This is a genomic window from Micromonospora sp. DT41 (genome assembly GCF_049841715.1).
Taxonomy (GTDB): Bacteria; Actinomycetota; Actinomycetes; order Mycobacteriales; family Micromonosporaceae; genus Micromonospora; species Micromonospora profundi.
In genome coordinates, this window is record NZ_JBNCKU010000006.1 from 247,153 (window position 1) to 259,207 (window position 12,055).

Sequence of the window (12,055 nt, forward strand, 5' to 3'; positions counted from 1 at the left end):
ACGGGTACCAGCGAGGCAGCCCGGGGATCAGCGGGGTCAGCCCGAGGGCGGCCTGCGGTTAGGCCAAGGCTTCCCCTGCGGGGGCTGGGGTTTCTGCGTCTACCCGGTGGGCTCTCACCTTGTGGCCGACGCTTGTCAGGCAGCGGCCGGAGGGGAGGTCGAAGCGCCAGCCGTGCAGCTGGCAGGTGAGCTGGTCGCCCTCGACGATGCCGAACCGGGTCAGGTCGGCCTTCAGGTGCGGGCAGCGGCGCTGCACCACCCAGTCGCCCAACGTGATGTCCTCGGCGTCGGTGCTGCGCTCGTGCTCGTCGTACCAGCCCTCCGCGTACTGGAGCCGCTCCTCGGAGAGGCACTTGAAGAACGCGTAGACGAACTCGTTGTACTGGCCGATCCGGGCCGCCGAGAAGCGACAGGACAGGAACAGCGAGTTGACCCAGTCCACCTCGTCGATGAACAGCAGGTGCTCGATCAGCGCCCGCTCGGTCCGGAACCGGTAGCGGACCTTCTCGTCGGCGTACGGCCGGACCTCCTGGCCCGGGAAGTCCACCACGATGGATTCAACGGTCTCCCCGCCGGAGTCGTCGGTGCCCACCAGGTCGAAGCGCACCGGACCGCCGACCCCCTTGGCCAGGTAGATCGACTCTTCGAGCAGCGGCTCGATCCGGCTCTTCATCTGGCCGAGCACATCCACCTCGGGGTGCCGCCAGGACGCCTTCTCCGCCTCGATGATCGGGCGCTTGCGCTCCCGCATCTCCTCCAGGTGGGCGACCTTGTTCGCGAAGAACTCCTCGATCGGCACCGGGTGGGTGGTGGTCGCGCCGTCGGTGGTGACCTCCGCGACGCTGCCCGGCAGCAGCACGATCCCGTTGGTGCCGCCGACCTTCGCGTACTCCGAGAGGAAGACCGACTGGTCGGGGAAGATGTTGCCCTCGTCGCCGTGGATGTCGTTGAACTGCCACAGCGCGTCGTCGAGGAAGCACGGCGGCCCGGCGATCGGGAAGACGTGGTCGGCCTTCAGGTCGTCGATGTAGCGCCAGGTCCGGTCGAACTGCCGGTCCCGCTTCTGCTTGCCGAACGCGGTCTTCGCCGCCTGCGGCAACTCGTAGACCATCGGGTACCAGATCGCACCGGAGAACTGGAGCATGTGCGCGTGCACGTGCCCCAGCTCGGCGAACACGCTCAGGTCGGTGGGGCGGGCGTCGTTCTGGTTGAGCAGCCGCACCCCGTCGTACTCGACCCAGAGCGACGAGTCGCCGATCGGCCCGTCGGTCGGGCTGGTCAACGCCTGAATCATGATCTTCAGGCCGCCGGGAAGCTCCACCACCTGCTCGTTCGGCGCCTTCAGGAACTTGGTGAAGCCCAGCGCCCGGAACTCGTCCTCCATCTCCGAGGTGGGGAACTCGGGGAGCAGGACAGTGGCGTCCTTGGAGATGAAGTCCCGCAGGTGCTTCGCGTCGAAGTGGTCCCGGTGCAGGTGGGAGACGTACAGGTAGTCGACCTGCCCCAGCGTCTCCCAGTCGAGCAGGGAGTTGTCCGGGAAGGGGAACCAGGAGGCGAAGTAGGCCGGATTGACCCATGGGTCGCACAGGATGCTGCCCGCGGCAGTGTCGATCCGCATGCTGGCGTGCCCGGTTCCGGTCACTCGCACCGCACAGTCCCCCTCAAACAGACAATCAGGTGTACGACAAACGCTACCGGAGCGAGTCTGGCCTCCGCCCCGCGACGCCCGTAGTGCCATCAGGCCCAACTGGGCCGGGCCGGACGACCAGGAAACCCCCACCGCGTCGCCCCGGGCAGGAGGCGTGCCAGACTAACCAAAGATCCGATCGCGAGGGAAGGACCGACAGTGGCAGGAAGCGAGCCGGTAACGTCGCCAGACCAGCACAAGCCCGGGCACCGGAAGTCCGGGCGAATCGGCGCGGTGGTGACCGCGCTGGCGCTGCTGGCGATGATCTGCGGCAACCACGAGGGCAGGGTCGAAGACATCTGGCTGGTCGGCCTGGCCGCGCTGCTGCTGATCATCGTGATCGGCGACGCCGTGCTGCGGCGCAACGGCCTGCGTTCCTGACCCGACCGGCCGCCGGACGACCGGCTGACGACGCCGAGGGCCCGCCCCCACCCGGGGGACGGGCCCTCGTCCGTACGCGTCGTCGGCGTCAGCGGCCGAAGAGGATGTCCTGTACGTCCTTGAGTGCGGCGTCGACCTCGGCCTCGAAGTAGCCGCCGGGCACCAGGCCGAACCGGAGCGTGTCCAGATCCTTCGGGTTGACAGGCATCTGGTTGCGGCCCTGCATTCCGCCGAGCAGGGTCTCGAAGAACCGGTCCACCTGGTCCGGGTCGTACCCGCTGCCGAACCGGCGCACCTGGAAGCTGCGGCGGATCTGGTCGACCCGATACAGGTCGCTGCCGGGCGGGCCGGCCATCGGCGGGCCACCCATCGGCGGACCGGCAACGGCGGGCGGACCGGCCATCGGCGGACCACCGATGCCCTGCTGCGGCATCGGGGGCGGACCGGCCGGGCCACGACGCATGTCGCGCAGGTCCCGCTCGGGCATCCGGATCTCAGCGGTCATGTCGGCGCGACCGTGCCGGCCTGCCTCGAAGCCGTCGAAGCGCGCCGGCTCCTCCGGCGGGTAGCCGCCCGGGCCACGCGGGTCGTCCGGAGGACCGTAGCCACCCGGGCCACGCGGGTCATCGGGAGGGCCGTAGCCACCGGGCATCCGCTGGTCATCGGGAGGGCCGTAACCGCCCGGCATCCGCTGATCGTCGGGGCCGTAGCCACCGGGGCCGGCGGGCAGGCCACGAGGCGGGACGCCATGCCCACCCATCGGGCCACCCGGGCCCAGCTGACCGGGGCCACCCGGGCCGCGCGGCGCGTCGTACCCGCCCCGGGGGTTGTCGTAACCGCCGGCGAACGCGCCGGTGGGCTCGTCGTAGCGGCCGTAGCGATCGGCGGGCGGCCCGGCCTGCACCGGCGGCATCGGTCGGGGAGGCAGGGGCTGCATGCCGCGGTCGTCGCGCATCGGCGGACCCATCCGGTCCGGCGGGCCCATCCGGTCGGGCATCCGGGGGTCGGCACCGCGCCCGGCGCTGCTGCGCTCCTCCATCTCGGCCAACTGCCGCTCGACCCGGTCCAGGTGCAGGTCGACCTGCCACTCGTCGTAGCCGTTGAACCGGACCCGGAAGACGACGTCGTGGACCTCCTGGGAGGCCACCGGCGCGCCGACCTGACGGCCGTCGAGCGTCGCCTCGACCCGGTCGAGGAAGGCGTCAACCTCGTCGACCTTGTATCCCCGGCGGAGCGCCTTGCGCCGGAAACGCTGACCCTGACTCGCCACTATGTCTCCTGGTCTCGTTCGCCACGCCCGGTCACGCCGGTGCCTCTCCGGCGCGGTCGGTGAAGGTGTCGGTGTCCTCGGCGGCGGCGAGTTGGCCACACGCACCGTCGATCTCACGACCCCGGGTGTCCCGCACGGTGGTGGACACCCCGGCGTCGCGCAACCGGCGGACGAACTCCCGCTCGACCGGCTTCGAGCTCGCGTCCCAGCGGCTGCCCGGCGTCGGATTGAGCGGAATGAGGTTCACGTGCGCCAACTTGCCGGCCAGCAGCCGTCCGAGCAGGTCAGCTCGCCACGGCTGGTCGTTCACGTCCTTGATCATCGCGTACTCGATCGACACGCGGCGGCCCGTCCGGGCGGCGTAGTCCCACGCTGCGTCCAGCACCTCGGCTACCTTCCAGCGCTGGTTTACCGGCACGAGTTCGTCGCGCAGATCATCATCGGGGGCGTGCAACGACAACGCAAGGGTCACAGAGAGGTCTTCGCTGGCCAGTCGGCGGATGGCCGGAACCAGGCCGACAGTGGAAACGGTGATGTGCCGCTGCGACAGGCCCAGCCCCTCCGGAGCAGGGCTGACCAGGCGACGGATGGCCGCGATCACCCGGTTGTAGTTGGCCAGCGGCTCGCCCATGCCCATGAAGACGACATGCGAGAGCCGCGCCGGTGAGCCGACGACCGCGCCGGAGGCCGCCACACCCGCCAGGTAGACGGCCTGGTCGACGATCTCGGCCGTGGACAGGTTGCGGGTGAGCCCGGCCTGCCCGGTGGCACAGAACGGGCAGGCCATGCCACAACCCGCCTGGCTGGAGATGCAGACAGTGACCCGGTCCGGGTAGCCCATCAGCACGCTCTCCACCAACGCGCCGTCGTGCAGCCGCCAGAGCGCCTTGCGGGTCGCGCCGTCGTCACAGGCCAGCTCGCGGACCGGATTGAGCAGCGTGGGGAGCAGTTGGCCGGCGAGCCGTTCCCGGGTGGCGGCCGGCAGGTCGGTCATCTCCTGCGGGTCGCGGACCAGTCGCCCGAAGTAGTGGTTGGAGACCTGGCGGGCGCGGAACGCGGGTTCACCAAGCTCCGTGACCAGCGCCTGGCGGCCAGCCAGGTCCAGGTCAGCGAGGTGCTGGGGCGGCATGGAGGCCCGGCGTGCGGCGGAGGCATCCGAGAGGGCGGGGATCAGCGGCAGGCTTGTCATGGCTGGTCCAGTGTGTCACGCCTTCGGCCGTGCGCACCCGGCCGGAGGTCCCGAACCCGCCCCCGCGGACGTCTCGAGAAGGTCGGACCCCCGAGATACATGCCTCACCCCACCACCGGCACGAAGATCACCAGCAACAGGTACGCCGTCGGCAGCGCGAACAGGATCGAATCCAGCCGGTCCATCAGGCCGCCGTGACCGGGCAGCAGGTTGCTCATGTCCTTGACGCCGAGATCCCGCTTGATCATCGACTCGGCCAGGTCTCCGAGGACCGCCGCGACGGAGACAGCCACCCCGAACAGGGCACCCCACCAGGGGGCCACATCGAGCAGCACCCACAGCAGCACGGCGCTACCCAGCGCTGCCGCGGTGACCGAGCCGGCGAACCCCTCCCAGGACTTCTTCGGGCTGATCGACGGCGCCATCGGACGGCGGCCGAACGAGACGCCGGCCGCGTACCCACCGGTGTCGGACAGGACCACCGCCACCAACGTGACCAGGATGCGCAGCGGCCCGTCGTCGGGGGCCGCCGCCAGTAGCGCCGCGAACCCACCGAGGAACGGCACGTAGACGGCGATCAGGGTGGCCGCTGTGAGATCACGCTGGAAGCCCGCCGGACCGTCACCCAACCGCCAGATCATCGTGCCCAGGACGGTCACCAGCAGACCCAGGCTCAACGCGTCCGGGCCGGCGAACCACGCCAGGCCGATGGTCAGCACGCCACCGGCGATCAGCGGCACCAGCGGCGGGTGCGCGCCACTGCGCCGGACCGCCCGGGCCATCTCCCAGATGCCGACGGCGACAGCGGCGGCGACCACCACGAGGAACGCCAGAGGGTAGAAGACCAGCGGCACCACGATCAGCGCGCCGAGGCTGAGCCCGACACCGATGGCCGCTGGCAGGTTCCGGCCGGCACGCCCCGTACCCACCTGGTGGGTGGCCGGTCGGTCGACGCTGGCCCGCCGCCGGCCCTTCGGCCGCCGACCGGCCGGGGGCGTCGGCTCGGTCACCGGGTCCGGCCCGAGGTCTGCGCCGATCGGCGCGAGCTGGACTGTGGGAAAGCCTGCGTCATCGTCGTGGCGAACGGGCCCGTCGCCGTTCTCGTAACGGATCGGCCCGGCGCCGTTCTCGTGACGAACCGGGCCGTCGGGCGCCGGCGGGCGGTCGTCGGGGCGGGCGGGCCGATCACGCTCGGCGTACGGTTCTGCCAGGTGCGGCTGGGCGTCCGGACGGGTACGCGGCTCGGCGTACACCTCGGGGCCTGCTGCCGGACGGCTGTTCCACTGGCCTGCCTCAAGCTCAGGCTCGGGCCAGGGCAGGGCAACCCGGCGCTCCGGCCGGTCCCAGCCGGGAGGCTCACCTGTGTAGGGGTCGGGGCGGGACATCACGCACCGCGACGCGGCACGAGAACCACCACATGACGCAAGACCACAAGCATCCCCTACAAGCGCGATGTTCCTCCGACTTGACCGCCCCGACGGTCGGTCGATTCCCGGTGTTCACCGCCTGGTGGCCGGGAATCCTGACGAGCCTACTGCACACGTGGCCGGGGCGAAGCGGACGAGGGCCCCAGCCCGCTCCCCGCTTCCGCCGAGCGCCGCGACGCCGACATCGGCTCGGGTGCCTCGCTGTCGACGACCGCGCCACGTCGACAGTCGATCCGCCGATGCCTATCCGGTCGGCAGGTGAGGCTGGTCTTCCACCAGCCGTCGGTACGACACGAGGCCCGGCCCCGGGATCGGGTCGGGCCTCACGTCGACTGCGTACCCGGCGGCGGCCGGGGATGGTCCTCAGACCTCCAGCAGTTCGGTCTCCTTGTGCTTGACCAGGTCGTCGACGCTGGCCACGTAGCGCTGGGTCAGGTCGTCCAGCTCCTTCTCGGCGCGGCGACCGTCGTCCTCGCCGGCCTCGCCGTCCTTGACGATCCGGTCCAGCTCCTCCTTGCCACGGCGGCGGACGTTACGGATGGCCACCTTGGCCTCCTCGCCCTTGTGCCGGGCCACCTTGATCATGTCGCGGCGGCGCTCCTCGGTCATCTGCGGGAGCAGGATGCGCAGCTGGTTGCCCTCGTTGTTCGGGTTGACCCCGAGGTCCGAGTCGCGGATCGCCTTCTCCATCGCGTTGATCTGCGAGTTGTCGTACGGCTTGATGATGGCCATCCGCGGCTCGGGGATCGCGACGGACGCCATCTGGGTCAGCGGCGTCGGCGTGCCGTAGTAGTCAATGATGATCTTGGAGAACATGGCGGGGTTGGCGCGGCCGGTACGGATCGCGCCGAACTCCTCCTTGGCGTGCTCAACCGCACGCTCCATCTTCTCCTCGGCTTCAAGGAGGGTGTCGTCGATCACCGGTCTCCTCGCCTCCTTCTGTGCTCGTCGTGGGCTCTGCGGAAAGTCGTCAGGGCCACCGTTGCCGGTGCCCCGGAGGGGCGGGATCAGGCGGTGATCAAGGTGCCGATCTTCTCGCCACCCACCGCGCGGATGATTGTGTCGTCACCCTGCGCACCGAAGACCAGCATCGGCAGGCCGTTCTCCATGCAGAGGCTGAACGCCGCCGCGTCGGCCACCCGCAGGTTGCGTTGCAGCACCTCGGAGAAGGTGATCGAGTCGAACTTACTGGCGGTGGGGTCGACCCGCGGGTCGGCGGTGTAGACGCCGTCCACGCCGTTCTTGCTCATCAGCACCACGTCGGCCCGGATCTCCAGCGCCCGCTGGGCGGCCACCGTGTCGGTCGAGAAGTACGGCATGCCCGCGCCCGCACCGAAGATGACCACACGGCCCTTCTCCAGGTGCCGGATCGCCCGCAGCGGGATGTACGGCTCGGCGACCTGGGCCATCGTGATCGCGGTCTGGACCCGGGTCTCGATGCCCTCCTTCTCCAGGAAATCCTGAAGGGCGAGGCAGTTCATCACGGTGCCGAGCATGCCCATGTAGTCGGCGCGGGCCCTGTCCATCCCACGCTTCTGCAACTCCGCGCCACGGAAGAAGTTGCCGCCACCGACCACCACGGAGACCTGCACGCCTCGGCGGACCACTGTGGCGATCTGCCGGGCGATCGCCTGGACGACGTCCGGGTCGACGCCGATCGCCCCGCCGCCGAACACCTCACCGGACAGCTTCAGCACCACCCGGCGTGCCCGGCCGGGCGGCGGCGCCGTCGGATCGTCCACCGCCAGCGTCCGGTCACTCACAACCTGCGTCATCCGCCCCGCCTTCCCCCACGCGCACGCCCCGTGCGTCGCGTTACCGCGAACCTGCCGCTGCCGACCCTATGCGACGAGGAGGCCGCGGTGGCTATCACGTACACCGGCGGCCTCCTCGTCAACGTCTCCTGCCCACGGGCGCCCACGGCACCCGGTGGCGGCTCAGGCCTGGCCGACCTCGAACCGCACGAACTGGGTGACCTCGATGCCGGCCTCGGCCAGCATCTGCTTCACCGACTTCTTGTTGTCGGCAACCGACGCCTGCTCGATCAGGACGTAGTCCTTGAAGAACGAGTTCACCCGACCCTCGACGATCTTCGGCAGGGCAGCCTCGGGCTTGTTCTCCTCGCGGGCGGTCTGCTCGGCGATGCGCCGCTCAGCCTCGACGACGTCGGCCGGAACCTCGTCCCGGGTGAGGTACTTCGGCCGCATCGCGGCGATCTGCATCGCGACGCCACGGGCGTCGGCGTCGCCAGCCTCGTCGGTCTTGCCGGTGTACGCCACCAGCACGCCGACGGCCGGCGGCAGGTCCTGCGCCTTGCGGTGCAGGTAGACAGCCGTGGTGCCCTCGACCCGGGCGAACCGGTTGAGCACCAGCTTCTCGCCGATCTTGGCGGACTGCTCCTGGATCAGGTCCGCGACGACCTTGCCGTCGAGCTCGGTGGCGAGCAGCTCCTCGGCGGTGCTCACGCCGGCGCGCTCGCCGTGCTCGACGAGCTGCTGGGCCAGCGCGATGAACGACTCGGTCTTGGCGACGAAGTCGGTCTCGCAGTTGAGCTCCAGAAGCGCCTTGCCGGAGTGGGCGACCAGGCCGTTGGCGGCCGTACGGCCGGCCCGCTTGCCGACGTCCTTGGCGCCCTTGACGCGCAGGATCTCGATGGCCTTGTCGAAGTCGCCCTCGGCCTCGGTCAGCGCCTTCTTGCTGTCCATCATGCCGGCGCCGGTGAGGTCGCGGAGCTTCTTGACGTCCGCGGCGGTGATTTGGGACATGGCTCTCTCTTCGATGTTGAGACGGCGTGTGGATGGTCAGAGGTGCCGGTTACCCGGATCCGGGCGGTTCGTGCCCGGCGTACCGCCGCTGCCCCGCGTCTTCCGGAAAACGGACGGCGGGGCAGCGACGGTGCGATCACTCCGCGGTCGCGGTCGCCGGCTGCTCGGTGGCGGCCTGCGCCGGCTGCTCGGCCGGAGCGGCGGGCTGCTCGGCGGCGGCAGCGGCCGGCTGCTCGGCCGGGGCGGCCGACTCGTCGGCCTTCTTCGGCTCGAGAAGCTCGCGCTCCCACTCGGTCAGCGGCTCGTCGCTCGCGACACCCTCGGGCTTCTCGTCAGCGCCCCGACGACGGCCGGAACGCGCGATCAGACCGTCCGCGACGGCGGCGGCGACGACCTTGGTCAGCAGCTCGGCCGAGCGGATCGCGTCGTCGTTACCCGGAATCGGGAAGTCGACCTCGTCCGGGTCACAGTTGGTGTCCAGCACCGCGATCACCGGGATGCCCAGCTTGCGGGCCTCGTCGACGGCGATGTGCTCCTTCTTGGTGTCGACGATCCAGACCGCGGCCGGCAGCTTCTGCATGTCCCGCAGACCACCGAGGGTGCGGGTCAGCTTGATCTTCTCGCGGGAGAGCTGCAGGGTCTCCTTCTTGGTGTAACCGGCGGCGGTGCCGCTGAGGTCACCCAGGCCCTCCAGCTCCTTCATCCGCTGGAGCCGCTTGTACACGGTCTGGAAGTTGGTCAGCATGCCACCGAGCCAGCGGTGGTTGACGTACGGCTGACCGACCCGCGTCGCCTGCTCGGCGATGGCCTCCTGGGCCTGCTTCTTGGTGCCGACGAAGAGGATGCTGCCACCCTCGGCGACGGTCCCACGCACGAACTCGTACGCCTTCTCGATGTAGTCGAGGGTCTGGCGCAGGTCGATGATGTAGATGCCGTTGCGCTCGGTCATGATGAAGCGCTTCATCTTCGGGTTCCAGCGCCGGGTCTGGTGCCCGAAGTGGACACCGCTCTCCAGCAGCTGACGCATGGTCACGACGGCCATGGTTGGGGTACTCCTCAAGGTCCCTGGTTGTCACGCCCGGCCGGTGACCGGGCGTCCTGGCGCCTGGTCGCCGGCCCATGGTGGACCCGACCAAGATCGGGACCAGGGAGGCCGTCGCTCCGCGACGATTCGTGGAGAGGGCGCGCGAGGTCGACCGCGCAAGGCGGTCGCCAGTCGACCAGTGTACGCCCCTCCCCCGCCCCCCAACCTCCGGGTGCGAGCGCCGCCCCCAGCCCCAACCTCCGGGTGCACGCGCCGCCCCGGCCCCTTGATCGCGCTACTTCATGGAAATAGTGGCCTCCGCGTCGCCGGAGGCCACTATTTCCTGGTTCTTGGGGATCACCGGTCGCCCAGTTCCTGGTTGCGGGGGATCGGCCGGCCGCTCGGAGGTCGTCGAGCGCGCGGCGGGCCGGGCGGATCAGCCCGCGGCGAGTGCGGCGGCCACGAAGAGCACCAGGCCGACGGTCAGGTAGGCAGTCGGCGGGCGCAACCAGCCCCTGCCGCTGTCGGAGAGCGCCAAACCTCCGGTTCGCAGCCCGTACAGCCCGGTTGCGAAGATCGGCAGCCCGGCGACCAGGGCGATACCCACCACCACGTTGCCGGCGTCCACGGGATCGCCTGTGACGCCCGCCAGCAGCACCCGCACCGCGGGAACCTCGAAGATCAACACCAGCAGGGCGAAGAGTACGGCCAGGGCCGGGCGGCGGGTGCGATACACGCCATCGGTGGCCGGCGGATACGTGGGCGGCTCGACTGCGGGCAGGTCCGGGCGGGGGCCGATCCCCGGCATCGGTCCGGTCGGCATCTCCAGCGGGTGCGGCTGCTCACCGCCCCGGTTCGGTTCGACGATCGGGTACCCGCCGAACGGTGCGGGACGGGCATTGTCGGCGAGCGCGGCGACCGGCGGATCCGCAGCGGGCGTCACCTGTGCGCCCTCGTCGGTGCCCGCCGCCAGCGGGGAACCCGTCCCGGTCGACTCCCGGGCGACCCGACGTCCGGGTAGCTCGCCGGAGACCTCCGAAGGGTCCCGGGCAGCCCGGCGCCCGGGCAGCTCACCGGAGACCTCGGAAGGGTCCCGGCTCGCCCGACGTCCGGGCAACTCACCGGAGACCTCGGAAGGATCCCGGGCAGCCCGGCGCCCGGGCAACTCACCGGAGACCTCCGAGGGGTCCCGGTCCGCCCGCCATGACCGGCTGGCCCGGTAACCGTCCGGATCCGGCCGGGTCTCACCCAGCGGATCGACCGATGCGGTACGCCCGGAATCGGCCTCGATCGCGCCGAACCGCCCGGGTTGGGCGTCGACGGCACCGAAGCGTCCCGAGTCTGGCTCGGTCGAGGCGAACCGGGCGTTCTCCACAGCACCGAAGCGGCCGGAGTCCGGCTCGGTCGAGGCGAAACGCGCGATATTCACCGCGCCGAAACGGCCGGAGTCCGGCTCGGTCGTGCCGAACCGCGCGGCATCCACAGCGCCGAAACGCCCGGAGTCCGGCTCGCCGACCCGGTCCGGTACGGCAGCGAATCGACCAGACTCGCTCTCGCCGAGGCTGTCCTTCTCGGCGCCCCGCTGCTCGGGAACGTTGTCGTCCCGGTACCGCGGCTCACCCGTGCCACGCCAGTCCGACTCGCCGTAGGCGCGACCGCGCTCGTCGGAATACCAGCGCGGCTCCTGGTCTTCGGGAAAACTCCGTCGTCCGTCCACGTCCGGCACCGTATTCGACCGGCTGCGTCGACGCCATTCCAGGCCGGCGCGTTGAGTGGTCGCCCACCTCACCTGGGCACCTGCACCGCATCGAGGTTCGCCTAGCACACCGCAGGCATGATCGTTCGGCTGTCCACAGGACACCCGTTGTCCACAGGCGCGGGCATTCGGGGTCGCGGCGGTCGGGTCCGGGCAGGCACCGTGCCGCCCATGACGAAGCGGAACCAGGCGGTCGGCGCGTACGGCGAACGGTGCGCCGCCCGACACCTGACCGAGGCGGGGTTGCGGCCCATCGCCCGGAACTGGCGCTGTCCCGACGGGGAGATCGACATCATCGCCTGGGACGGGCCGGTCCTCGCCTTCTGCGAGGTGAAGACCCGCCGGGGCGACGCCTTCGGCACCCCGGCGGAGGCGGTCGTGCCGGCCAAGGCCCGCCGGCTGCGCGGACTCGCCGCGCGCTGGCTGGCCGAGACCGGTACGACAGCCGACGAGGTGCGGTTCGACGTTCTCTCGGTGCGGCTGCCCGACACCGGCGCGGCCCAGGTCGACCACCTCAAGGGTGCGTTCTGAGATGCGCGCCGTCCGGGGCCGGGCC

General features: G+C 70.6%; 11 protein-coding genes. 2 read left to right on the forward strand and 9 right to left on the reverse strand.

The window, feature by feature from the left end:
* Positions 1-58 precede the first annotated feature (58 nt).
* Entirely contained in the window at positions 59-1,648 is a 1,590-nt protein-coding gene (locus ACLQ23_RS14005; RefSeq protein WP_425735908.1) for a Rieske 2Fe-2S domain-containing protein, read from the reverse strand.
* Positions 1,649-1,846: 198 nt separating this feature from the next.
* On the opposite strand from ACLQ23_RS14005, the gene ACLQ23_RS14010 reads away from it, so the two are divergent.
* Positions 1,847-2,068, forward strand: a complete 222-nt coding sequence (locus ACLQ23_RS14010; RefSeq protein WP_082377176.1) for a DUF2631 domain-containing protein — start codon at positions 1,847-1,849, stop codon at positions 2,066-2,068.
* Between the two features lie 88 nt (positions 2,069-2,156).
* Here the strand turns inward: ACLQ23_RS14010 and ACLQ23_RS14015 are convergent, their stop codons facing one another.
* From ACLQ23_RS14015 to ACLQ23_RS14050, 8 genes are all read right to left on the reverse strand, one after another.
* Positions 2,157-3,338 carry a DivIVA domain-containing protein gene (locus ACLQ23_RS14015; protein ID WP_355593749.1) on the reverse strand — a complete coding sequence of 394 codons (1,182 nt, stop codon included), beginning with the start codon at positions 3,336-3,338 and terminating at the stop codon, positions 2,157-2,159.
* A 31-nt stretch (positions 3,339-3,369) separates the two neighbouring features.
* Positions 3,370-4,527 (reverse strand): 23S rRNA (adenine(2503)-C(2))-methyltransferase RlmN, encoded by a 1,158-nt coding sequence (gene rlmN, locus ACLQ23_RS14020; protein ID WP_355593747.1) that lies wholly within the window; start codon positions 4,525-4,527, stop codon positions 3,370-3,372.
* A gap of 104 nt (positions 4,528-4,631) precedes the next feature.
* Entirely contained in the window at positions 4,632-5,912 is a 1,281-nt protein-coding gene (locus tag ACLQ23_RS14025) for a phosphatidate cytidylyltransferase (protein ID WP_425735907.1), read from the reverse strand.
* A 405-nt stretch (positions 5,913-6,317) separates the two neighbouring features.
* On the reverse strand, positions 6,318-6,875 hold the full coding sequence (gene frr, locus ACLQ23_RS14030) for a ribosome recycling factor (protein WP_053652467.1): 558 nt from the start codon (positions 6,873-6,875) through the stop codon (positions 6,318-6,320).
* An 86-nt stretch (positions 6,876-6,961) separates the two neighbouring features.
* Positions 6,962-7,729 carry a UMP kinase gene (pyrH, locus tag ACLQ23_RS14035; protein WP_355593743.1) on the reverse strand — a complete coding sequence of 256 codons (768 nt, stop codon included), beginning with the start codon at positions 7,727-7,729 and terminating at the stop codon, positions 6,962-6,964.
* A 162-nt stretch (positions 7,730-7,891) separates the two neighbouring features.
* Positions 7,892-8,719 carry a translation elongation factor Ts gene (gene tsf / locus ACLQ23_RS14040; protein ID WP_355593741.1) on the reverse strand — a complete coding sequence of 276 codons (828 nt, stop codon included), beginning with the start codon at positions 8,717-8,719 and terminating at the stop codon, positions 7,892-7,894.
* A 136-nt stretch (positions 8,720-8,855) separates the two neighbouring features.
* A complete protein-coding gene (gene rpsB / locus ACLQ23_RS14045) occupies positions 8,856-9,761 on the reverse strand; it encodes a 30S ribosomal protein S2 (protein ID WP_355593739.1) in 906 nt (301 codons plus the stop codon).
* 418 nt (positions 9,762-10,179) lie between these two features.
* The gene (locus tag ACLQ23_RS14050) at positions 10,180-11,460 is read right to left on the reverse strand and encodes a hypothetical protein (protein WP_425735906.1); all 1,281 of its coding nucleotides are present in this window, start codon (positions 11,458-11,460) and stop codon (positions 10,180-10,182) included.
* Positions 11,461-11,670: 210 nt separating this feature from the next.
* Here ACLQ23_RS14050 and ACLQ23_RS14055 point away from each other — a divergent pair, with 210 nt between their 5' ends.
* Entirely contained in the window at positions 11,671-12,030 is a 360-nt protein-coding gene (locus ACLQ23_RS14055) for a YraN family protein (RefSeq protein ID WP_355593735.1), read from the forward strand.
* Positions 12,031-12,055 lie beyond the last annotated feature (25 nt).

Coding starts and splice junctions, on each gene's coding strand:
- ACLQ23_RS14025 (WP_425735907.1), bottom strand. CDS start 5,912: ATGTCCCGCCCCGACCCCTACACAGGTGAGCCTCCCGGCTGGGACCGG.
- rpsB (WP_355593739.1), bottom strand. CDS start 9,761: ATGGCCGTCGTGACCATGCGTCAGCTGCTGGAGAGCGGTGTCCACTTC.
- tsf (WP_355593741.1), bottom strand. CDS start 8,719: ATGTCCCAAATCACCGCCGCGGACGTCAAGAAGCTCCGCGACCTCACC.
- rlmN (WP_355593747.1), bottom strand. CDS start 4,527: ATGACAAGCCTGCCGCTGATCCCCGCCCTCTCGGATGCCTCCGCCGCA.
- pyrH (WP_355593743.1), bottom strand. CDS start 7,729: ATGACGCAGGTTGTGAGTGACCGGACGCTGGCGGTGGACGATCCGACG.
- ACLQ23_RS14055 (WP_355593735.1), top strand. CDS start 11,671: ATGACGAAGCGGAACCAGGCGGTCGGCGCGTACGGCGAACGGTGCGCC.